19 protein-coding genes and 1 pseudogene are annotated in these 21,411 nt (G+C 67.6%); 7 read left to right on the top strand and 13 right to left on the bottom strand.

Annotated features, from left to right (window positions below):
- Positions 1–16: 16 nt before the first annotated feature.
- Both DW298_RS03475 and DW298_RS03480 read right to left on the bottom strand, forming a co-directional pair.
- Positions 17–811: an MBL fold metallo-hydrolase gene (locus DW298_RS03475; RefSeq protein WP_136041096.1), complete on the bottom strand. Its 795-nt coding sequence runs from the start codon at positions 809–811 to the stop codon at positions 17–19.
- Positions 812–855: 44 nt separating this feature from the next.
- Positions 856–1,518 carry a GntR family transcriptional regulator gene (locus DW298_RS03480; protein WP_240745007.1) on the bottom strand — a complete coding sequence of 221 codons (663 nt, stop codon included), beginning with the start codon at positions 1,516–1,518 and terminating at the stop codon, positions 856–858.
- Between the two features lie 204 nt (positions 1,519–1,722).
- Here DW298_RS03480 and DW298_RS03485 point away from each other — a divergent pair, with 204 nt between their 5' ends.
- The gene (locus DW298_RS03485) at positions 1,723–2,562 is read left to right on the top strand and encodes a DUF4097 family beta strand repeat-containing protein (protein WP_136041097.1); all 840 of its coding nucleotides are present in this window, start codon (positions 1,723–1,725) and stop codon (positions 2,560–2,562) included.
- On the top strand, positions 2,559–3,185 hold the full coding sequence (locus tag DW298_RS03490) for a PadR family transcriptional regulator (protein ID WP_136041098.1): 627 nt from the start codon (positions 2,559–2,561) through the stop codon (positions 3,183–3,185). Before DW298_RS03485 ends, DW298_RS03490 begins: the two co-directional genes overlap by 4 nt.
- A 62-nt stretch (positions 3,186–3,247) precedes the next feature.
- Here the strand turns inward: DW298_RS03490 and DW298_RS03495 are convergent, their stop codons facing one another.
- Positions 3,248–3,793 (bottom strand): universal stress protein, encoded by a 546-nt coding sequence (locus tag DW298_RS03495; RefSeq protein WP_136041099.1) that lies wholly within the window; start codon positions 3,791–3,793, stop codon positions 3,248–3,250.
- A gap of 149 nt (positions 3,794–3,942) precedes the next feature.
- Here DW298_RS03495 and DW298_RS03500 point away from each other — a divergent pair, with 149 nt between their 5' ends.
- Both DW298_RS03500 and DW298_RS03505 read left to right on the top strand, forming a co-directional pair.
- Positions 3,943–4,128, top strand: a complete 186-nt coding sequence (locus DW298_RS03500; protein WP_029263716.1) for a DUF3073 domain-containing protein — start codon at positions 3,943–3,945, stop codon at positions 4,126–4,128.
- A gap of 233 nt (positions 4,129–4,361) precedes the next feature.
- Positions 4,362–5,267 carry an AraC family transcriptional regulator gene (locus DW298_RS03505; protein WP_168429476.1) on the top strand — a complete coding sequence of 302 codons (906 nt, stop codon included), beginning with the start codon at positions 4,362–4,364 and terminating at the stop codon, positions 5,265–5,267.
- 33 nt (positions 5,268–5,300) lie between these two features.
- Here the strand turns inward: DW298_RS03505 and DW298_RS03510 are convergent, their stop codons facing one another.
- The 8 genes and pseudogenes from DW298_RS03510 to DW298_RS03540 all read right to left on the bottom strand — a co-directional run bounded on the left by DW298_RS03510 (position 5,301) and on the right by DW298_RS03540 (position 18,455).
- The gene (locus tag DW298_RS03510; protein WP_136041101.1) at positions 5,301–6,197 is read right to left on the bottom strand and encodes a carbohydrate ABC transporter permease; all 897 of its coding nucleotides are present in this window, start codon (positions 6,195–6,197) and stop codon (positions 5,301–5,303) included.
- A complete protein-coding gene (locus DW298_RS03515; protein WP_136041102.1) occupies positions 6,194–7,174 on the bottom strand; it encodes a sugar ABC transporter permease in 981 nt (326 codons plus the stop codon). Before DW298_RS03515 ends, DW298_RS03510 begins: the two co-directional genes overlap by 4 nt.
- A 69-nt stretch (positions 7,175–7,243) precedes the next feature.
- Positions 7,244–8,524 (bottom strand): extracellular solute-binding protein, encoded by a 1,281-nt coding sequence (locus tag DW298_RS03520; RefSeq protein ID WP_205820242.1) that lies wholly within the window; start codon positions 8,522–8,524, stop codon positions 7,244–7,246.
- A gap of 161 nt (positions 8,525–8,685) precedes the next feature.
- Entirely contained in the window at positions 8,686–11,220 is a 2,535-nt protein-coding gene (locus tag DW298_RS03525; RefSeq protein ID WP_168443192.1) for a GH116 family glycosyl-hydrolase, read from the bottom strand.
- Positions 11,217–13,157 carry an NPCBM/NEW2 domain-containing protein gene (locus DW298_RS03530; RefSeq protein WP_342670884.1) on the bottom strand — a complete coding sequence of 647 codons (1,941 nt, stop codon included), beginning with the start codon at positions 13,155–13,157 and terminating at the stop codon, positions 11,217–11,219. Before DW298_RS03530 ends, DW298_RS03525 begins: the two co-directional genes overlap by 4 nt.
- Positions 13,158–13,370: 213 nt before the next feature.
- Positions 13,371–14,060, bottom strand: a pseudogene (locus DW298_RS19770) (hypothetical protein); the annotation flags it as partial.
- Positions 13,955–16,243, bottom strand: coding sequence for an endo-alpha-N-acetylgalactosaminidase family protein (locus tag DW298_RS03535; RefSeq protein WP_136041106.1), 2,289 nt, complete (start codon positions 16,241–16,243; stop codon positions 13,955–13,957). The pseudogene DW298_RS19770 and the gene DW298_RS03535, both read right to left, overlap by 106 nt.
- A 355-nt stretch (positions 16,244–16,598) precedes the next feature.
- Positions 16,599–18,455, bottom strand: coding sequence for a beta-galactosidase family protein (locus tag DW298_RS03540; RefSeq protein WP_136041107.1), 1,857 nt, complete (start codon positions 18,453–18,455; stop codon positions 16,599–16,601).
- Positions 18,456–18,549: 94 nt separating this feature from the next.
- On the opposite strand from DW298_RS03540, the gene DW298_RS03545 reads away from it, so the two are divergent.
- A complete protein-coding gene (locus DW298_RS03545) occupies positions 18,550–19,584 on the top strand; it encodes a LacI family DNA-binding transcriptional regulator (protein WP_136041108.1) in 1,035 nt (344 codons plus the stop codon).
- A gap of 161 nt (positions 19,585–19,745) precedes the next feature.
- Here the strand turns inward: DW298_RS03545 and DW298_RS19210 are convergent, their stop codons facing one another.
- Together DW298_RS19210 and DW298_RS03550 are read right to left on the bottom strand one after the other, a co-directional pair.
- Positions 19,746–19,901, bottom strand: coding sequence for a hypothetical protein (locus DW298_RS19210; RefSeq protein ID WP_168443193.1), 156 nt, complete (start codon positions 19,899–19,901; stop codon positions 19,746–19,748).
- Between the two features lie 192 nt (positions 19,902–20,093).
- Positions 20,094–20,318 carry a hypothetical protein gene (locus tag DW298_RS03550; protein WP_136041109.1) on the bottom strand — a complete coding sequence of 75 codons (225 nt, stop codon included), beginning with the start codon at positions 20,316–20,318 and terminating at the stop codon, positions 20,094–20,096.
- A gap of 146 nt (positions 20,319–20,464) precedes the next feature.
- On the opposite strand from DW298_RS03550, the gene DW298_RS03555 reads away from it, so the two are divergent.
- Positions 20,465–21,112 (top strand): hypothetical protein, encoded by a 648-nt coding sequence (locus DW298_RS03555; RefSeq protein ID WP_136041110.1) that lies wholly within the window; start codon positions 20,465–20,467, stop codon positions 21,110–21,112.
- Positions 21,109–21,411 carry a hypothetical protein gene (locus tag DW298_RS03560; protein WP_136041111.1) on the top strand — a complete coding sequence of 101 codons (303 nt, stop codon included), beginning with the start codon at positions 21,109–21,111 and terminating at the stop codon, positions 21,409–21,411. Before DW298_RS03555 ends, DW298_RS03560 begins: the two co-directional genes overlap by 4 nt.

Consider the following 21,411-nt stretch of genomic DNA (forward strand, 5'->3'; position numbering starts at 1 on the left):
CCTTCGGCATCGGCGCTCAGCCGATGCTGCGGTCCTCTTCGCCGGTCGAGGCGTCGGCGAAGAACCCGATCTTGGCCCGCTGGGGGCGCTGACGCCGGGCGGTGCGTCCGTCCCAGCGCAGCTCCACATCGTGCCCGGGAACGAGCGCGGCCCCGGTGTCGGTCAGCAGCGAGCGCAACACGTCGATCGTCGCGGTACTGGCCTCGGCGTCCAGCGTGGAATCGACCCGCCCCGAGGCAAGTTCGTACACGTTCTTCACCGCGTCGCCCGCGAACACGCGCTTCTCCTCTGCACGGTCGAGATAGAACGCGAGGTGGTGCGGGGTGTGTCCGGCGCTGTCGATGGCGTGGATGCCCGGGAGCACTTCCTGCCCGACGCTCATGCGCTCGACGCGGTCGGTGCGTCGGAGCAGTTCCTGCACGTGCAGGTCGGGGATGAACGGGGTGCCCGCAGGCTGATCCGCTGCCCAACGCAGTTCCTTCTCACCGACCCAGGTGGTCGCGTGGGCGAACATGGGGAAGTTCGAGACGTGGTCCCAGTGCATGTGGGTCAGCAGCACGTCGGTCACGTCGTCGGTCGTCAGTCCGAGACGCTCGAGGCCCGCGTGGATGAGGGGGATGTACGCAGGCTGGCCGGCATCGATGAGCACCCGGCGCACGCCGTCGTCGAGAAGCCACAGGCTGCTCCAGCCGAAAGCCCCGTGCGAACTCGACTTTCCGGGGAAGCCCTCGACGAGCGGGCGCGCGATGTACCCCGACGATCCGGCTGATCCGACCGTCGGCGTCGACTGGGGTCCCTCGTTCTGCGCCATCACAAAAAATAGTATAGCGCAAACCGGGCACCCGGCGGAGGGAATCAGCCCTCGAGAAGCCTCTGGGTCGCACCGATGATGTGGTGGCGCATCGCTTCGGCAGCACCGTCGGCGTCGCCGGCCACGATCGCTTCATAGACCGCATCGTGCTCGGGCGCCGCACTGACGGCGCCCGTGCGGCCGAACTTCGAGAACAGCCGGAACCGTTGGATCTGCCCGCCGAGCGCGGCGTACGACATCTCCAGGAAGGCATTGCCGGACTGCGCCGCGATCATCATGTGGAAGCGTGCGTCGCTGCGCCAGTAGAGGTCGAAGCCTTCGGTCTCGGTGTCGGCGACCTCGGCCGAGCGGCGGAAGTCCTCGACCGCCTCACGCAGCCCCTCCAGGAACTCCGGCGTCGTGCGCAGGGCTGCCTCGTACGCGAGACGGGGCTCCAGCAGCACGCGGGCCTCCCCCAGCTGCTCCACCTCTTCGCGCGTCATGACCGGGGCCACCTGGTAGCCGCGCAACGCCTCGCGCTGGACGAGTCCGGTGTGCTCCAGGCGCGCGAGCGCCTCACGCAGCGGGGTCTGGCTGACGTCCAGTTCGCGCGACAGGGCTCCGATGTTCAGGCTCTGCCCTGCTGCCCGCTCTCCCGACATGAACTGATGCAGCAGCACCTCGTACATTCGGTCGGCGATGGGCTGCTTCGTCGATCGCCCGGCCACGTCTTCTCCCCTCGAAGTCCTTCCGTCGAAGACTACCGGTCGCCCCCGCGGGCCCCCGGCGGACGCGCGGCCACCGCAGCGACCACCCCCTCTCTGATGAGGATTTCATCGGAACTTCGGATGGAGGGTTGACACCATCGAGATATATCGTGTTACGCTGGCCAGACACGATATATCGTGACCCTACACACAGGAGAAGCACACATGACCGAGAAGTGGCTCATCGCCCCCGGCGAGGAACGCGTCATCGACATCGAGTCCGTCACCCGCCTCAAGGTGGGCCTCGTCGGAGGACAGGTCGACATCATCGCCCACGACGAACCGGGCATCCGCATCGAGGTGCACGGCGTCACCACCAAAGACCTCCGCATCGAGTCCCACGACGGCGAGGTCGAGATCGACCACCCGCAGCTGGGCTGGGACAACTTCCTCGAGGTGTTCCGCAACTTCGGCTCCGGCGGCCCCCGCGCCGAGGTGAGCGTCGCGGTCCCCCGCTCGATCGCCCTCAACCTCGGCGTCGTCAGCGCCGGCGCCCTCGTCTCGGGCATCCGCAACGACGCCCGCCTCAACACCGTCTCCGGCGACATCATCGTCGACACCCTGATCGGCGACCTCACGGTCAACTCGGTCTCGGGCGACGTGCAGGTGCGCGGCCTCACGGGCTCGATCAACGCGAACAGCGTCTCGGGCGACGTGGCCGTCACGGGCGCCGTGCGCAAGGCGACCGTCGACATCGTCTCGGGCTCCACCCTCGTGGATGCTGCGGGAGACGTGAACACCATCAACATCAACTCCGTCTCGGGCGGCACCACCGTGCGCCTCGACGAGTCCCTGGCCGCGAACTACGTCGTCCGCTCGCTGAGCGGTCGGCTGCTGATCGACGGCGTCGAGCGCAGCACCTCGGGCCCCAGCAACTACACCGGCACGAAGGGCGAGCTCTCGGGACGATTCGTCGACCTGCGCGCGAACTCCGTCTCCGGTGGCGTCACCGTCCTCCGCCGCACGCCGGCCTCGATCACGGAAGACGAGGAGTGGGAAGCATGAGCCCCGCCGTCTTCTCCCACGGCGACCTGCGCCTGTACCTGCTGTCGCTCCTCGCCGAGGCGCCGCAGCACGGCTACGGCATCATCCAGTCGCTGACCGACCGCACCGGCGGTACCTACACGCCGAGCGCCGGCACCATCTATCCCCGCCTCGCGAAGCTCGAGGAGGAGGGCCTGGTCACCAAGACCGTCGACGGCCGCACCACCATCTACGCGATCACCGAGGCCGGTCGGGCCGAACTCGCATCGCGTGAGGGCGACCTCGCCGGCATCGAGGCGGGCCTCACTGATTCGGTGCGACTGATCGCGAGCGAGGTCCGACAGAGCGTCCAAGATGCGATGAAGAGCCTCCGCGCCGATCTCGCCGCCGCCGAGAAGGGCGAGCGCACCGCGGCCAAGAACCGCCCGCGCACGGCGGGAGACGACTCCCGGCTTCTCAGTCGCGAGGAGATGCATCGTGCGGATGCCGTCATCAACGCGTTCCGCGCCCGGGTGCGCACCGACCTGCGCACGCACCTCGCGAAGGGTGGCACGCTGTCTCCGTCGGTCGTGACCGAGCTGGAGGATGCGCTCGACAACGCGGCCCGTGGAGTCACGGTCTCCCTGAGCAGCTCCGGATCCTGAACACGCAGAGGGCCCCGTCGGCGAACAGCCGACGGGGCCCTCTGTTGTGGAGCGGCCGCCCTCTAGGACTCCGGCCAGATCTCCTTCTGCTCATCCGGCACCGACTCGCCGAGCGGCACGACCAGGATCGAGCGATGCTGCCGGTGCGCGAGCCGCGCCGCGACCGAGCCCGTGAAGAACTCGCGGATCGACTCTCCGATGCCGCGCTTGCGGGTGCCGACGACGATGAGCGATGAATCCAGCTTGTTGGCGAGCTGCTTGATCGCGAGCGCCGGGTCGCCGACGAGCTGACGCGCCGTCCAGGTGACGTCCACCCCCGCCAGGATCTTTGCGGCAGACGCCTCGACCGCCTCGAACTCCGCAGCACCCGCGTCGAAGTTGATGTCGATCGGAGCCGAATGCACGTAGCCGTCCGGATCCTCATACGTGACGAATCGCGTGACGTCCACGTGCGCCACCACCAGCGGGACACCGAGGAGTCGCGCGTAGCGCACGGCCTCGTGGATCACGTGGGGGTCCTGGTCCAACTGCATGCCGACGATGACGGCTTTCTGCAACGCCGCGTTCTGTGCGGCCTCGTTGGACGGAGTGGGAGTGTTGTCGGTCATGAGATCGTTTCCCTTCACCAGACTGGCCTCGGCCAGTGCATCTTCCCCGCGTGCTATTCTGAATGCTACTCTTACCGGCTTCGCGCCGGTGTCGTGAAATGCCCCGGGCCTCAAACACCCGCGGCTTAACTCGTGAGGGGGTCTCGCGCATGGGCCGTGGCCGTCAGAAGGCGAAACACACCAAGATCGCCCGCGAACTCAAGGCGTACAGTCCGTCGGTGAACTACTCCGCGCTCGAGCGCGAGTTGGCTCACCCGACCGACGAAGACGCCTACGTCGACAAGTGGGCCGATGAGTATGAAGACGAAGACGAGGACGAGCTAGAGAAGGCCTGACCGCCCGCTCTGCTTCGTGACACCCGCACACCACGTGCGGGTGTTTCGTCGTGTCCGGGCGCCGCACCGCGGAGCGCGGTTCCGGCGCGACGCTGTCGAACATCCGGTCCCTGTCCGAGCCGGATACGCGGCGCGCAGGAATATCGCCTCGTGCACCCGAGGTCTGCCAAGCTGGTGGCAGTGCCGTGACGCTCCGGCACGTTCTGGGCAGCGGCGCGCGGGATCGAGGCAACGTGGACAATCCGGGATGGGTCGAATACGCCACCCCGCCCCAACCGCTCCGCGACCACGGGGTCGCGTGCCTCGGCGCGGGCGAGCACCGAAGCACGGCATCGTTCCGTGCTCGCACTCTCGCGTCGTTCGCATTCATCCATGTGTCCCGCGGAAACGGCTGGTATTCGCACCGTGGCCCGTTCGGCGCAGAGCGCCTCGTCCGTGCGCCGGCTCTGATCTGGATCATCCCCGGCCGGGAACACGGTTACGGCCCGGACAGCGCGGGATGGGACGAGCACTGGACGCTGTTCGGCGGCCCCGCGGTGCAGAGCTTTCTGAAGCTCGGCGTGTTCGACCCCGGCAATCCAGTGGTCGACCTCGACACGACCCCGGCGGAGTTCCCCTCCCTGTTCTCGCGGCTGCGATCGGCGCTGCACACCGGCGGCGTAGCCGGCGGGCTCCAGGCGTCGATCATCACCCAGCAGTTGCTGTTGGCCTCCAGTTCCGGGCGCCCTGACGTGCTGCCCGACGACCAACGTCTGCTCCGGCAGTTGCGGCGTTACTCCCATCACCCCATGACCATGGCCGCCCGAGCGAGGTCCCTCGGTGTCACGCTCGAGACCCTCCGCGAGGTCGTCAAGGCTTCCACCGGGATGACCCCGGTCGACGTCGTGCTCGAGGCAAGGATCTCGCAGGCCCAGACCTTGTTGGCCGAGACCTCGCTCGGGGTGCGGGTGATCAGCGCTCGAGTCGGCTACGACGACCCCGCGTACTTCACCCGCCTGTTCGCCGCACGCGTGGGGGTGCCGCCGACGGTGTTCCGCGAGCAGCAGTCGCGCCTGCCGCTGACCGGGTCGACAGGCACCATCAGCGACCAGGCCGACACTGAATCCGGGGGCGACCACTCGGGCGACGCGGTCAGGTGACGCCGCTTCACCGTATTCAGACGCCCTCAGGTGTCACTTGACGGCACCTGCGGTCAAACCCGCCCGCCAGAAGCGCTGAAGGCTCAGGAACGCGATCACGAGCGGAAGCACGGAGAGCAGCGCGGCGACCACCACCGTTCCGGCCGGCACCTGCCCGTTGCTCCCTGCCCAGCCGACGAGCCCGACAGTCACCGGCTGCAGCGACGTGTCATTGAGCACCATCACCGGGAGCAGGAAGTTGTTCCAGACCTCCACGAACTGGAAGAGGAAGATCGTGACGAGCGCCGGCGACATGATCCGCAGACCGATCGCACCGAAGATGCGGAACTCACCCGCACCGTCGATGCGGCCCGCCTCGATGAGCTCATCGGGCACGGACTGCGCGGCGAACACACGAGCCAGATACACGCCGAAGGGACTCACCACACTGGGCAGCAGCACGGCGAGCGGGTTGTTGAGCAACCCCACCTGATTGAACAGCAGGAACAGCGGCAGGGTGAACATCACCTTGGGGATCAGCACCGCTGCGAGGATGACGCCGAAGACGACTCCCCGTCCGCGGAAGTCGTACTTCGCCAGGGCATAACCGGCCATGGCCGAAAGCAGGGTTCCCACGGCCGCGGACAACCCCGCGTAGAAAAGACTGTTCAGCATCCACCGCCCGAAGATGCCGTCGGACTCGGCGAAGACGAGCGCGATGTTGTCGAACAGACCGAAGCCGTCGAACCACAGGCTCGGCTCCGAGAACTGCCGACCCGATGGCTTCGTCGACGCCACGACCAGCCACCAGATGGGAGCGACGAAGTACACGGCGGAGACCCCGAGGAGGGCGAACACCCCGAGGCGGCTCAGGAGGTTCCCCTCGCGTGACGAGCGCGTCGGCTGCTTGACCGGCGGACGGGTGGCCGAGACCAATGTGGGAGCGGTCATCGTTCGCCTCGATTCGTGAGCCGGAAGAACAGGAAGGAGACGCCGCCCACCAGGAGCGCGAGCACGACCGATTGCGCGGCCGCGTAGGGATAGTTCTGAGCCGTCGCCTGTGCTTGAGCCGCCATGAGCGGGGTGAAGCTGTTGCTGATCGCGCCCCCCGATATGGCCTGGAGCACCTTCGGCTCGTTGTAGAGCTGGGCCGAGCCGATGATCGAGAAGACTGCGGTGAGGATCAGAGCGGGCCGCACCATGGGGATCTTGATCGCCCAGGCGATCCGCCACGCACCCGCCCCGTCGATACGCGCCGCTTCGATGGTCTCGGAGGGGATCGTCTGGAGGGACGAGTAGATGATGAGCATGTTGTAGCCCGTCCATCCCCACGTCACGATGTTCGCGATGGACCAGAGCACGAGACCGTCGGAGAAGAACGGGACTCCGCCGCTGAACATCTGATCCAGCGCTTTGTTGATCGGACTCGTCACCGGTGAGTACAGGAACGACCACAGCACCGCCGCGATGACGCCCGGCACCGCATAGGGAAGGAAGGCGGCGAGACGGAAGAAGCCCTTGCCTCGGGCCGACTTGGAGTCGAGGAGGAGCGCGAGCAGGAGGGCGAAGCCGAGCATCAGCGGCACCTGCACCACGCCGAGCAGGGCCACCCGACCGAGCGACGCGATGAAGTCGCCGTCCTCGATGAGCCGGGCGTAGTTCGCCAGCGGCGCGAACTCCAGACTCGGCGCCTCGAGCCCTAGACCCGAGCGCTCCAGGACGAACAGGCTCTGCACGAACGCGTACACGATGGGGACGAGGTACATCGCCACGAAGAGCACGCCGAACGGGGCGAGGAAGAGAAGGGGAGTGCGCCAGCGCGCATGCGGTCGCGCTGCAGTCGCGCCGCCGGGGGCGGGCGAGGATGTCGAACCTCGGGTTCGTCGGCTGTCGGCGGTCGTGATCGTGCGCGTCGAAGAAGTGGTCATGCTGTCCTCTGCCATGTCGAGGGGCCGTCCGGTCGGGGCGGCGATGGCACCCCGACCGGACGCGGGAGCTCACTCCGAAACGGAGATGCCCTGAGCGTCGAGAGCGTCGAACGTCTTCTTCTGAGTCGTCTCGACGGCGTCGACGAGAGTTCCGCCCTGGCCCGCCCATGCCTTGCTCAGCCCATCATCGAGGAACCCGACCGTCTCGGGCGTGTTCGGGCCCCAGGTCCATCCTGTCGCGACATCCTCGGACGCCTCGGCGAAGACGTCGAAGATGACCTGGTCGCCGAAGTACTCGTCGGGTTCGGACAGCGCCGGCAGGCCGAGGAGCTCGGTCGCGGCAGGGTACAGCGCCGCGTCCTCGATCAGCCCCGTGTACGTGTCCGCGTCGGTGCTCATGAAGTGCGCGAAGGACCATGCCGCTTCCGGGTCGTCGCATCCCTTCATGACAGCCGTGGCCGAGCCGCCGACGTTGCCGACCTTGGTCTCGCCGGCTTCCCACTGGGGCATCGGCGCGACAGCCCACTGACCTGCGCCATCGGGCACGCTGTCCGTGAAGACCCCGGCGAGCCATACCGCTCCCACGTGCGTCGCGATGCTTCCGTCGCCGAGTCCCGCATACCAGGACTGGTCCCACATCGGGGCCGGGCTGATCATTCCCCCGTCAATGAGCGTCTGCCAATAGGCCGCGACGTCCTGGTTCCCCGACGAATCGATCGACACGTTCCAGGTGTCGTCGCTGATGGAGAACCAGGGCGCCTCAGCCTGCCACGCGAACCCCGCGTAGTCGTAGTTGAGATAGCCGGCGGACAGGAACTTGCCTGCGGCCTTCAGCTGCTCTCCCGCTGCCTGGTACTCGGCCCAGGTCGTCGGCACGTCGATGCCGAGCGAGTCGAACACACCCTTGTTGTAGTAGAGAGCCATCGGCCCCTGGTCGACCGGCGCACCGTAGACCGCGTCGCCGATGTTCACTGCAGACCACGGGGCCGGCTGGAATTCGTCTTCGCTGTCCTTCGCGAACTCGGAGACGTCCTGAAGCACACCCTGGGCCGCGAAGCTCGTGAGCGTCTCATAGCCCACCTGCGCCAGGCACGGTGCACTGCCCGCCTTCGAGGCGTTGAGCATCTTGTCGTAGCCCCCCTTCGAGCCCGGCGCGATCTCCTCGTAGGTCACGACGATCTCGTCCTGCGAAGCGTTGAATGCCTCCGCTGCGTCTCCGTAGCCGGGGGACCACCCCCAGAAGACGATCTCCGTCGGCCCGGACTTCGCCGCACCGGAACACCCGGCCACAGCGAGGCCGACACCCAAGGCTCCGACGGCTGCCACGGTTCGCAAGACTGCTCTCTTCACTGCTGCATCTCCTTTGAATGAGCTCGGACACTTCGCCGCCGGCTTCGGGACCGGGCAATACGAGGTACATCTTGATGGTGGCACATTTTGTTTGCGATAACAAGCGCCACATTCCCTCATTATCAGCAGGTGTGGAGTCAATCTGCTACGGAATGTTGGCGCTAGCACTCGGTCTGCAGCGTGACTTCGAGTCGGTCACCCGCCGCGAGAGTCGTGTCTCCCTGCGCGGACCAGCGACCCACCCCGTCGACATGGATCGCCGTCAGCGTCAGGACGCCCTCTTCGACGGACACGCGGAGGCGCGCACCGTCGAGCGACGCGGTCCCCCATCCGAATCCGTTCGTCCAGACGAGATCCGAGCGCTCGGATCGCGGAGCGAGGTGGATGGACTGCTCGACGGCATCCACTCGGAGCCCCTGCCAGGCAAGGAGGGTCCCCCAGCTCGCCATCGAGCGGACGTAATGTCTGCCGCATTCCATCTCGTCGAACGGATTGCGCCGTGTTCCGTCGAAGCGGGCCCGAACGTCCGACACGACACGCAATGCCTCCCCCGGCATCCCCGCCTGGACGAGGGCCGTCGCGGCCGCGTACTCGAAGCCCGGCATCGCCTCGGAGCAGTAGGGGAAGGGCGTCTTCGGTCGGTCGCCGCGCGGAAAGCTGCAGATGACCAGACTCGCCTCATCGGCGAGCGCGAAGCTGCGCATGTGGTTCAGCGTGCGATCCGCGCGATCGCGACGGTTGTTGCGGAAGACCGCGGCAGCGGCCGACCGGAAATGCTCGGGGTCGAACGGTCCTCGCAGACCTGCGAGCCGGGCCGCTGTATCTCCCACGAGCTGGTCGACGAGGCATCCTGCTCCGAGCTGGGAGACCGGGTCACGGCCGATCTCGTCGGTCTCCGTCCGGCGCCGCAGACCGAAGGCGACGGCGTCGCCCTCGCGAAGGGGGCGCACGTCCTGCTGGTAGTAGTCGCCGTTGAAGGTGACGGACTCGGTGAGGCGGCGGCCGGATTCGTGCAGTTCGGCGCAGAGCGCCGCGAAACCATCGTCCCCGACCGCGGCCGCCATCACCGCACCGGCGGCGAGCGCGGCCAGATACCAGCCCTGCATCTGCGGACTCGGTCCGTAGAACTCGACGTCGTAGGTGTTGTGCTGCACACCTTCCATGAGTCCGTCGCGATCGGCGTCCCAACCCCCCTCGATCCAGCAGAACTCGATCGCGCGCCGCGCGGCCGGGTACAGGCGCCGAAGCCACTCGTCGTCGCCGGAGAGACGCCAGTCGTGATAGAGCCGGACGACGGCGCCGGTCTGGCCGTCGGCCGCGGCATAGGGCCACTCCCGAGCGTGGGTCTCCAACGGCAGCCCGATGCGGAAGCTCATCTTCCCGGACTCGTCGGTGGCGTGCAGGAACTCGAGCTCCCGCATGCTCCGCGCGAGCTCGCCGAACAGATGGGAGGTGGCGTACTCGTAGTGCCAGACGTGCGTGCAGTTGCCGTGGCAGCTGCCGGTGTCCGCGGCGCACCCCTCCCAGCCATAGAAGTGGCCGTCGCCGGTGCGGAACACCGTCTGGGAGCGCAGGACCGAGGTCGCACTCAGAGCCGCCTCGAGAAGCTCGGTGGGCACATCCTGCCGACAGAAGGCCTCGACGAAAGAGCGCGTCCTCCGCTCGAGTCGCTCGAGGTCGGGAAGGGTCTTCCGGACGACGTCGAGCGCGTCGGCGAACTTCGTCGCATAGTGATTGTCGAGATGGGTGTCATCTTCGTAGGTCCAGCTGTCGCCGAACGCAAGCGGCACCCACTTCCACGCCCGCCGGCGCGGCAGGTGCCAGGACAGGAGGAACGTGACTTCGGCGCTCCCTCCCGCCTCGATGTCGACGGATGACGCGAGACTGCCGACCAGGGCCGTCGCATCGGGATGGTCGGTGAGCCGCCCATCGTGAAGATCGTCCCAGTACTCGAGCAGGTCGTCGCCGAAGTGCGGCTCGGGCCAGGCGGTGCGCCACGTGACATCCTCTCCCGCCCGCACCGAGAGCGCGAAGGTGCCGTCCTCCTCCGGCCGGCCCCCGGCAGCCTTGTACTGCAGAGATGTCAGGCCATCCGCGCGATGCAGGGTTACGCTCCGCGCGCTGCCCTCGCCACCGAGCGGATGCGCGATCGATGCACACACGGTCGCCTTCACCGGCGAAGCGCTCCGGTTCGTCAGGCGGTACCGCAGGACGGCGAGCGGAAGGGAGCTGGCCTGCACATCCCCGGGAACGAACGGGTTGAACGCCTCGAGCGACGCGTCGAACGCGAGGTCCTCGTCGCGGAGGTCCACGCGGGCGAAGGGATACGCGGCCGAGAACTCGGCCTCCCGAAAACGGGGCAATCCGTGGTTCTGCGCCATGGATCCATCCGGCCCGTCGAACGCGCTGTCGTCGATCGGCCCTTCCAGGGCGACCAGGCTCGTGGCGTCGGGCGTCTCCACGCGGGCGACGACGTGGGCGACCCGCGGGAACCTCCCGGATGCGGGTGCATCGCCGATCTCCCAGTCCGTCAGCCTGCCGTTCCCACCGAGACCGATCGTCCCGGTCCCGATTCCACCGAGCGGCATGACCACCCGACGCAGGGCGGCGCCCGAGTACCGTCGTTGCGCCGGCCAGCCGTGCGGGTTCGCTCCGCTCCCGTCGCCGGGAACCTCGGCAGCTCTCCGCTCCCTCATCCCTCGACCTCCGCGACGGGATCGACGAACACACCGCTCACGACCGCGTTGTTTCCCGCGATGGGCTCGAACGTCACCGTCACGGTGCCCGAGACCGCCCAGGAGTACCACGCCCCGGAGGAGAACCCCGACGCCTCGACGGTGTCGAGCACTCTTCCTGCGGTGTCCCGAATCGTGATGCGCTCCTTTCTGGCGTCGTCGCTGTCCCAGTCGAGCAGATAGAAGGAGAACCGGTGCGGCTCGGCCGTCGGCGCGGACACGGTGAACGTCGGTGACTTCACATGCCAGGCGGAGGCGATCCTCCCGGGCCGGTCCCCCGCAGCGAGTGCTCGTACGTCGTCGGTCTGCTGCGTCCACACGTACGCGGGACCGGCTGCGGCGACGTCGAGGCTCACACCGTTTCCGGGGGCGACTCCGCCGCCACCGGCGATCTGCCATCCCGCCGAGCCGTACACTCCGGACCAGTCCCCTGCGGACTCGAGATCCACGCGCCGAGCCGACGCCGATGCTCGATCGGCGGGTTCCGCGCAGCGTAGCTTCGCGTCGCCCCAGCTCGCATGATCGTTGCCGATGCCGTCTCCGGCGTCGGCCACGCGGAGTTCGAGGCGGTGCACCCCGGTCACGTCGACATCGATGACCTCGTTGTCGCTGTCCGCCCTCATCGTCGGACTCTCGTAGAGCACCTCTCCGTCGCCGACGACCGAGAAGACGACGGATCCCTTGGTCTTCTGGGCGTCATCGAGGCCCACCGTGGCGTGGAAGGCCTGGCAGGTTCCGTCGAGCGCCACGCTCACCGCCGACGGCCCGTCGGTCAGCGGCGCCATGCCGATCCCCTTGTCGAAGGGCTCACCATCGAGGACGATCCTGTCGCCGTCGCCCCACAGCCGCTCTCCGAGGGATCGATCGCGCTCGACCGGTCCCCATCCGGAGGTCGCCGAGGTCCATTCGTTGTCGCTCACGAAGGACTCGCCCGCCGGCGGTGCCGTGAACAGCGGGACCACGGTCAGGGCGAAGACACGCATCCCGTTGTCGGGCAGCGTCACCGAGACGACCGTCTTGCCCTGCTCGGCAGGAGCGGTGACGTAGTACACCTGGTAGCCCACTCCCTGATTCTGCGGACCGTTCGCGCCGTTGTTGTAGGTCGAGCTCGCCACCGGCCGGGCGGCGAACTGTCCGGGAGCGGTGCAGCACCAGTTGGGTGCCGCGACCTGGGATGTCGAGGTCGAGCCATCGTGGTACGTGATCGTCACCGTCCCGCGCTTCCCGTTGCCGCCGGCAGCGAGGAATCCGATCGCACCGCCGCTTCCGTCCAGCTCGACGGTCTGCCCGGAACTCGTTGCACTGTTGGGGACCCCGACTTCGGACGGCCACGTGAACGCCGCCTGATCGATCGTCACCGCTCCCCCGGGGACGAGCCCCGCGGCCTCGAGCGCCTGGCGCGAATAGCTGTTGCCGTTCCCGTCGAAGTCTCCTCCCGCCGGCGCCGAGTCATCGGTGATCGAGACCCGATCGTAGGCCTCCGCGATCGAGCCGTAGGCGACGCGCGGGTCGACGGGCTCGCTGGTCGCGCCTCCGCGCTTCCCGTCCTGCGTGAACTCCGCACGACCGATGAGCCAGACGGGTTCCGCCGGCAGCTCTGCGCGAGTGGTCACGGAGAACGTGGCCGACACGGACGCCCCCGGAGCGACCTCCGCGATCGGCTCGGCGTCGACCGCCTTCACTTCCAGTCCTGACGAGGCGGGGAGCGTGAGCGTGACGCCGCTGTGAGCGACCGAACTCTCGTTCGTGTAGGTGACGACCACGTCGGTCTTCTTGCCGGGCTCCAGCGAGGGGGAGTCCACCGAGACCGTCGCCAGCGACCGGCATTCAGCCTCGGACGCGCCATCGACGGGCCCCAGGTCGTCGATCACCAGATCGTCGATGACGGCCGATTGCATGCCCGCGGCGACCTGCTCGAGCGCGAGGTAGGCGTCTCCACAGGACCCGGCGACGAAGGTGCGCTCCCAGGGTGCGTCCGGTGCCGAGTCCTGAGGTGGCAGCGAGTCCGTCCAGCCATCGGGCTTCGGCCCGTCTGCCGGCGCGCTGTCGAGCGGTCGCGCGGTCGTCCGAGCGAGACGTCCGCTCGTGAGGGGGTCGGCGACTCCATCCGCTCCGACGCCGAAGGCGAAGGTGCCGGCGGCGTCGGACTGATACGCCAGCCGCACCCGGTAGGCGTGACCGCTCTCGAAGTCGATCGTGCCCGGCCAACTCCGATAGACCTGTCCGACCTTCCCGTTCGCCGCCTTCAGCGACCAGTCGCCGCTGATGGTGTCTCGGGTGTAGCCCTCGTGGCGTTCGGAGAGATGCACGGCGGCTTCGCTGGGCTGATCGAGGACGAACGGCCCCCACCCTTGGTCGACGTGCTCGAAGTCCTCGCTGTAGAAGGCCTCGCCGTCACTCGGATCGCCCCCGCCGTCGCGGACCACGCGCACATCCGCGAACTGGACGGCACCGGCGGCACCGGCTCCCGCGCTGAGCGCGATCGTCGCCGTCCGCTGTCCCTTCGGAACGGTGAAATGAACGCGGACGCGTTGGAACGGCTTCCCGAAGAGCTGATGGTCCATGTCGTCCTGCAGCGGTGGCGTCGCCGTGATCGTCCGGGTTCGCGACCGCTCGCCATTGACGTCGACGGAGAGCGTCGCCGGCCGACCGTCCGACGTCGACACCCACGCCGACGCGGCGTAGGTGCCGGGCTTCAGACCGTCGAGCCGCTGCGAGACCGTCCCATCCGCCGCACCGGCGACGTTGAGCACGGGCCAGCCGTTGTCGTCGGTGACGACCTCGATGCCGGAGACGTCGCCGCTGCTCGAGGTCCGGGTCCATTCGTCGAAAGTGCGCGAGGCGAAGCTTCCGTCGGCGACCAGCGCGCCCTTCCGAACGAAACGTCGCCGACTGCCGCGGGCTTGGCCGGGTAGAGCACGTAAGGGACGTTCGGATCGAGGTCCAGCCGTACGGCCCCCTTCTTCGCATCGACGGAGCCCTCCGCGACACGACCGGTGTCGGTGAGCCGGTAGATGTTGTACCGTCCGGACTGCCGCATGTCTTCGGGCACCTGCCATTCGCGTGGCTCGCCGGATGCGCTCCACGCATAGATCCGATCGGGATCCGGCATGCCGCGGCCGCTCTTCACATCGTCCTGCCAGGGGAGGAAGTACTCGTCGCCATCGGCGACCAGCCGACCGTCTTTGCTGATCTGCCGCCGCCCATCGACCTCAGCCGAAACGACATCGTCTTCCAGACCCACCCGGCCTTCGGCCATCGTCACGACGTCGAAGTGCTGGAGGTACTTCGTCGGAAGGTTGACGGTGAACGTCTTCGCCACCCAGGCATCGACGTCACGTTCGCCGTGCCAACCGCCGATCCCGAGGTTGCTCGCACCGCCCAGAAGCGGCTGAGCCGACTTGGGCCAGACATCGGCGTAGGAGTTGTACAGGAATCTCATCATGTCGGACTCGATCCCCACCGCGTCGTACTCGCCGGACTGGTGATAGAAGGTGACGTACGGCCACAGCCACGACGGGAACTCCGATTGCAGCGGCAGACCGGCGTCGTTGACCGGTTTCGCCGAGGCCCAGGCTTCCCAGTCCTCGCCGAAGAACACGTCCGAGTACACGAATCCGAGTTCGGGAAGGTCGTGCTTGAGCGCCGCGATCCGTGTCGCGTAGTCACCGCTGGCGAGGTCCTTCTCCCGGTCCAGGTAGAAGTGCGCATCCCCGTAGAAGTAGCTCGGCTCGGTGGATGACAGGCGGTCCCACCGGAAGATGTCCGACTCGGGCATCGCCACTCCGCTGTTGATGTGCACGCCGAACTCGGCGTTGAACTTCGAGGCGGATTTCGTGGCGGTCTTCAGGTCGGCGAGACCACCGGCACGCTCGTTGTAGTGATCGGCGAAATCGCCGTGGGCGGAATCATGGCCCTCGGACTCGTACCCCTTGAGCTGCACGGACTGCCCCAGCCCATCGGTGTAGAGGTAGCCCTTCTTCACGTCGTCGAGCGCTTTGATGAAGGGCTGCTGGACTCCGCTCATGAAGTTCATCGAGATGTACTGCACGACCTTGTCGGCGACCTCGTCTCCGCCGAACGGTGTGGGCATGATCTGGCGGTAGCCCGCGGCAGCATCCTGCCAATCGACGACCCCGTCGCCGTTGCGTTCGGCGCTCACCGCCACGTCGATGCGGGGCAGCTCCACCACGCCGCCGTCAGGGCCACGATAGGTCCAGGTGCTGCTCCAGACCGATGACCGCTTGACGCCGTCGCTCTCCGTGGTCTGGTAGCGCAGCGGACCGTACGTCGTGACCGCGTTGGTCGCCACGCCCGCGGCGAGGCCGGAGTTCGAGACGAAGGCGACGTTCGCCGGCTGCGGTTCCGCGTCGACGGGATCCGAGGCGACCGGCTGGTACTGATCCTGGTTGCCCTTGTTGTCGTAGTACGTCTTGCGCAGCAGCATCGTCGAAAGCTGGGCCTGCGCGTCGTCGCCTCGCACCGAGACGATGCCCTGGTCGGGGAGGGCGAGGGTTTCGACCCGGAGCTCGCCGTTCTCGCGGATCTCGGTCACCCGGAAGGAGGTGACCTCCTTCTTCACCTCGATCACGGCGGAGATGCGCACGTCGATCTCCGGGACGCTCATCACATACTCGACCTTCGACTTCGCGGCCTTCGCCGCAACCGTCGGCGTGTACGCCTTGCCGTTGATCTCGAGGTCATGAGCGGACCCGTCGGCTCCGCCGAGTGTGGCACCCGTGTCTCGCCAGGTGTATCCCACGACGCGTGGGAACTCCGCGTCGACGTCCACCGCGAGTGCGGAGGAGCGCAGGGCGAAGGTGCCGTCGGGGGACTTCTCACCGTCTGCGACGGCAGGCGTCGCGACGAAGAGTTGTGTCGCCAGCAGCACGGCGAGGGAGGCACCGAGGGTCCTGCGTGGGAGCGGCGGCACCGCCGGTGCGGGCGTATGAACGGAACGCGGGAACGGAAGTGGGAGTCTCATGCGCGATCGATCTCTTTCAGCGTTGAAGGCAACGAGGGCACAGCACGGGGGTGCGGTGCTGGAAGCCTATGAACGCAGATCATCGTGCGCATTGGACTTTCGAGGCTGCGACCCGGACTCTTCTGGGCCCATCCTGCGCGGAGCCCTCGAGGTGCGCGAGTGAGCACATCGGCCATGACGAGGCAGCACCGCCGGGGGCCACGTCGAGTGCACGGCTTGCTCGCGAGTGCACGGCTTGCTCGCGAGTGCACGGGGTGTGTGCGAGAACAGGTCGTGCACTCGGCAACAAGCCGTGCATTCGGCAACGCAGATGAGGGCGCGGGCGAGAGCGCGGGCGGGAGCGCGGGCGCGTGACTCAGGAGCCGACGAACTCCTCGGTCTCGCCGAAGGAGGGCTCCTCGCGGATCTCGACCGTCGCGCCGAGACCGTCGGTGTCGAGCACCACGATCTCGTTCCGCCCGGCTCTCCAGAGGGGCGCCGGTGCGTAGAGCGTCTCCTGCGGACCCACCTTCCAATACCGGCCGAGGAGGAAGCCATTCAGCCAGACCATCCCCTTCGATCCACCGGGGAAGGCGAGCCAGGCATCGAGCGGCTCGGTGATGTCGAAGGATGCCGCGGCCACGCCGTCGGAGACCTCGGTTCCCGCAACCGTGGCGAGGCCGCCCCGCACTCCGGCATCCATCCACGTGGCGGAGTCCGGAGCGTCCTGCGGGACGAGGCGATGCGTCCATCCGTTCACCAGACGACGGCCGATCATCACGCCGCGCATGATGCCCTTGCCCTCGCCCGTGTACGGGCCGTAGTTGATGCGGCCGAGGCTCTCGACGACGATCACGAGTCGGCCGGCCTCGCCGGCGGCGGGCAGCGCGAGAGACGTCTCACCGTCGCGCTCCAGCACCCCGAGCCGACGACCGTCGAGGAACACCACCGCCCGGTCGTGCAGTCCGTCGATCGTGAGCGTCGCGTCGGCGGGGTACGACACCTCGGCCTCATAGGCGACCAGGCCGTCTTCGGCACCCAGCTGTTCGAACGTGAGCGGGCGCGGGGTGACGTCGCCGGTCACGGGCAGGCTCGCCACGAGGTCGAGCGCGGACCCCCGTGGATGCAGCGCGGCCGACGACGCGGCCTGCCTCCGCGGGGCTGCGGGAACAGGCGGGAGTTCGCGCGAATGGAACGGCGCGAACATCGCCCGGAGCGCGTGGAACTTCTCGTTGAGCGTTCCGTCTTCGCCGATCGGCGCATCCGAGTCGTAGCTCGTCACGGTCGGCTGCAGCACCCGGTCGTGGTTGGCGCCGTTCCAGAGGCCGAAGTTCGTGCCGCCGTGCGCCATGTAGAGGCTGACGGATCCACCGGCGGCGAGCAGCTCCTCGATCGTGCCCCCGGTGCTGGCGGCGGAGCGCACGTGGTGCCGCTCACCCCAGTGGTCGAACCAGCCGCCCCACAGCTCGCTGCACATGAGCGCATCGCCCTCGCGTCGCAGCTCCACGGCCCTCGCGACGCCCGTGCCGAAGGTGAAGGTGGCCATGGCCCCCGGCACACTGCCGTGCTCGATCATGTCGCCGGTGAGGCCATCGGCCGTCGTGAGCATCTCGATCATCCCCCGACGGCGCAGCCCGTCACGCAGGTGGGCGAGGTAGCCCGCATCGCTGCCGAAGGAGCCGTACTCGTTCTCGACCTGGATGGCCACGATCGGTCCGCCCTGCGAGGCCTGGAGCGGGACGAGCCGCGGGATGAGCTCGTCGTACCAGGCGTCGACCGCTGCAAGGAACTCGGGGTCGCTGGTGCGCAGCGCCGCGACGCGCCCCGACACCCAGAACGGGATCCCGCCGTTGGACCACTCCGCGCAGATGTACGGGCTGGGCCGCAGGAACACGTCCAGGCCCACCTCGCCCGCGAGCCGGATGAAGCCTTCGATGTCGCGCCAGCCGTCGAAGCGGATGTCGCCCTCGACACGCTCGTGGAAGTTCCAGGCGACGTAGGTGTCGACCGTGTTCGCGCCCATCGCAGCGAGGCGGCGGAGTCGGTCTTCCCACTGGTCCGGGTGCACGCGGAAGTAGTGGATCGAACCGGCGAGGATCCGATGGGGCATGCCCTCACGGAGAATCTCCCCGTCCCGCCAGGTCAGGGTGGGCTCGTCGATCCGCAGCGCGGCTTCCGGGGTGTCGACGGCAGCGGAAGAGCCGCCGAGAGCCGAGGCGAGGGGGTCAGGCATAGCGCTCCAAGCACGAGTGTTTGCGTTCACATTATCGCATCGGTACACCTCGCACTTCCTGGTTTTCCGCCGATTGATCGCTACCATTGGTCACATGTCACCACGCCGCCCGAAAGACGACCGCGCGCCCAGCCAGGTCGATGTCGCCCGACTGGCCGGCGTCTCGACGCAGACCGTCTCGCGCGTCATGTCCGGGCAGGACACCGTGCGCCCCGAGACCGCCCGGCGGGTGATGGCCGCTGTCGAAGAGCTCGGGTATCGCGTGCATGCCGCCGCCGCCTCCCTCGCCTCAGGCCGCACGCGCGTGCTGGGCGTGATCGTGGTCTCGACCGACCGCTACTCGTCCGCAGCCCTCGGCGTCGGCATCCAGCAGGCGGCCGCGGCGAACGGGTACACGGTGACCACGGCGGCGGTCGCCGATCATGCTTCCGCCGAATCGTTCCTGGAGGCCTTCGATCGGCTCGAGCGTCAGGGCGCCGAAGGCATCATCCTCGGCGTGCCGGTCGAACTCGACAGCCCCGCGATGCGGGCCCGCACCGAGCGCACCCCGGCCACCCGCAGCGAGCGCACCTCCCTCGACGAGGATGCGCCGCTCGCCGTGGACCAGCGCGCGATCGCCCGTCTCGCCGTGGAGCACCTCCTCGACCTCGGCCACTCGACCGTCTGGCACGTGTCGGGCGACGACTACTGGACCGAGACGCAGCAGCGCAGCGAAGCGTGGGAGCAGACGCTGCGCGACCACGGCATCGCGCCGCCGCCCGTCATCCCCGCCGACTGGACCCCCGAGTCCGGCTACCGCGCCGGCCGCACGATCGCGGCCATCCCCGAGGTCACCGCGGTGTTCGTGAGCAGCGACGAGATGGCGTTCGGCCTGATCCGCGCGCTGCACGAGGCCGGCCGCAGCGTGCCCGACGACGTCTCGGTGGTGAGCGTCGACGACATCGCCCTCGCCGCCTATGCCTCTCCCGCGCTCACGACCGTCCGCCAGCCGTTCGAGGCGATGGGGCGGGCAGCCGCCCTCCGGGTCATCGCCCAGATCGAGGGGCACGAGGCGGTCGGCGAGGTGCCGTCCACCGACCCGCAGCTCATCGTGCGCTCATCCACCGCACCGCCCCGCTCGGCACCGTAGTCCTCTCCCGGTTCTTCGCCACACATGCTCTCCGACGCTCGAGCCCGATACTCAACGGCACGAGACTCAGCGGGAACATGATCGCCGGGAACCCGAAGACGCTCACCAGAAGACCCCTTGGAACACGAAGCACCAAGGGGTCTTCTTGAATCCCAAGGGACTCAGAGTGTGGTGGCAGCGACGATCGCGATTGTCGCCACGACTCCCGTCACGAGAATCAGCACGACTCCGATGGCTACCATCCACCAACTCTCGCGCCCCCTGTACCAGCTCCAGAGGATCGCCACGATCGATGCGATGAAGGTGGCGACACTCACCAAGATCTGCGCGTGCCACGCTCCTTCCGCAACCGCAAATTGCATGAAGGGCCGCAGCCTGCGATGCGAAACGTCTGCATGAACACCCAGTAGCCCACGCCCGCCGAGACAACGGCCTGCAACAGAAGAACAGCGACGCCGCGCGCACGGGCATTCGGGTTCCGATAGCTGGTGTCCGCTATGGCGGACGCCTCAGGGGCTGGGCTCACCGCCATCGCGCGCGTGCCCACGCGGGGATCTCCCCCGCGAGGACCAGAGCTTCTGGCGCAACCGGGGGAACACGAGGGTGACGGCAACGAGGACCGACACCGCGACGTACATCAGGAAGACCGGATTCTGAGGGGACAGGTACTGGTACATCACGAAGTTCAGTACCGCGCTCACCACTGCCAGCGCGACAACGACCCACCGGATCATCCGCGACTGATTCCCTCATCGCCATTCTCTCGTCCCCCTCTGCCGACGCGCCCTGAGTGTCGCGCCGGTAGTACCGTGAACTGCCCACCGCTAGTAACATGTTACATTTATCGTGACGCGGGTTTCGTTCACAAATGGAGGTAACGATGCTTTCTCGAAAGAACCTTGGTATCTGGTCGGCTGCGGCAGCTGCTCTACTGGGGCTGCTCGGGGCTGCTATGCCCGCGCAGGCGGACGAGCTGCCAGAGGACTCGTTCGCCGATTTCACGGAGTCCTTGGGCGTCTCGGCCGCCACGGCGCAGGCCCTCGAAGCAAAGTTTGACTCTCTAGACGATGTTGACCAGCACGCGCTTCTTTTCTCACTAGCGACTGAGCCAGGCTCAGTCTTCGATCTGCGTGCGGAAGCTGAGGCCATCACCGCGGTTCCTGCGACCCCTGCCGTCAAGGGCGACGCGCTGACGGCTACGACGACGAGGGGCTACATGGCCAAAGACTCTCAGACCGCCTACATGCTCGGGATTCCGGTCCAGACGTTTACCAATGAGTTCAAGTACGAAGCGACGTCGACGGGCGTGACGCGGGTTCTGAGTTGCGATGGGTGGCATTCTGGGGTCGGTGTCTCCGACTCGGTCAATCGCTCCAGTTACATCAGCAGCGGTCGGGGAACGTGCAGCGTGATCCATCACATGAGCTTGGTCGTCAAGGGCTCACCGATCTCCTTCAACAAGCAGCACCTCATCACGACCAACGGCGGCAAGCCCTCGGCTTACGTCGCGACCATTCGAACGGTATGAGAGTCGAGCGCACGATATCTACTCAACGTGGACAAGGCTCCTCCCGATGGTGGATCCTCGCCCTCGCCGTGTGCGGAGGCGTTCTCGCGCTGTTCACCCCGTGGGCATTTCTCGTGGAAGCCGCTCTGCTCGCCTTCGTGATCTTCCGGTTGACGCGACGGCCGCGCCGCACGGAAGCGATCGTCCTCATCGTGTCCATGGCTATCCTCACGGTCGTGCTCGTGGCACTCCTCGCGGCAGGCATCGCAGTCGTCGACTTTGTGGGAACGTCCGACGGAAACTCCATCCCGCTCCCCTGA

This window comes from Microbacterium sp. A20, assembly GCF_004794515.1.
Lineage (GTDB): Bacteria > Actinomycetota > Actinomycetes > Actinomycetales > Microbacteriaceae > Microbacterium.

Bases quoted from the DNA above. Each gene is read 5' to 3' on its own strand.
- DW298_RS03515 (WP_136041102.1), bottom strand. From the start codon at position 7,174: ATGACCACTTCTTCGACGCGCACGATCACGACCGCCGACAGCCGACGA.
- DW298_RS03560 (WP_136041111.1), top strand. From the start codon at position 21,109: ATGAGAGTCGAGCGCACGATATCTACTCAACGTGGACAAGGCTCCTCC.
- DW298_RS03535 (WP_136041106.1), bottom strand. From the start codon at position 16,243: ATGAGACTCCCACTTCCGTTCCCGCGTTCCGTTCATACGCCCGCACCG.
- DW298_RS03490 (WP_136041098.1), top strand. From the start codon at position 2,559: ATGAGCCCCGCCGTCTTCTCCCACGGCGACCTGCGCCTGTACCTGCTG.
- DW298_RS03550 (WP_136041109.1), bottom strand. From the start codon at position 20,318: ATGATCCGGTGGGTCGTTGTCGCGCTGGCAGTGGTGAGCGCGGTACTG.
- DW298_RS03510 (WP_136041101.1), bottom strand. From the start codon at position 6,197: ATGACCGCTCCCACATTGGTCTCGGCCACCCGTCCGCCGGTCAAGCAG.
- DW298_RS03500 (WP_029263716.1), top strand. From the start codon at position 3,943: ATGGGCCGTGGCCGTCAGAAGGCGAAACACACCAAGATCGCCCGCGAA.
- DW298_RS03485 (WP_136041097.1), top strand. From the start codon at position 1,723: ATGACCGAGAAGTGGCTCATCGCCCCCGGCGAGGAACGCGTCATCGAC.
- DW298_RS03540 (WP_136041107.1), bottom strand. From the start codon at position 18,455: ATGCCTGACCCCCTCGCCTCGGCTCTCGGCGGCTCTTCCGCTGCCGTC.
- DW298_RS03475 (WP_136041096.1), bottom strand. From the start codon at position 811: ATGGCGCAGAACGAGGGACCCCAGTCGACGCCGACGGTCGGATCAGCC.
- DW298_RS03495 (WP_136041099.1), bottom strand. From the start codon at position 3,793: ATGACCGACAACACTCCCACTCCGTCCAACGAGGCCGCACAGAACGCG.
- DW298_RS03530 (WP_342670884.1), bottom strand. From the start codon at position 13,157: ATGCAATCGGCCGTCATCGACGATCTGGTGATCGACGACCTGGGGCCC.
- DW298_RS03525 (WP_168443192.1), bottom strand. From the start codon at position 11,220: ATGAGGGAGCGGAGAGCTGCCGAGGTTCCCGGCGACGGGAGCGGAGCG.
- DW298_RS03545 (WP_136041108.1), top strand. From the start codon at position 18,550: ATGTCACCACGCCGCCCGAAAGACGACCGCGCGCCCAGCCAGGTCGAT.
- DW298_RS03555 (WP_136041110.1), top strand. From the start codon at position 20,465: ATGCTTTCTCGAAAGAACCTTGGTATCTGGTCGGCTGCGGCAGCTGCT.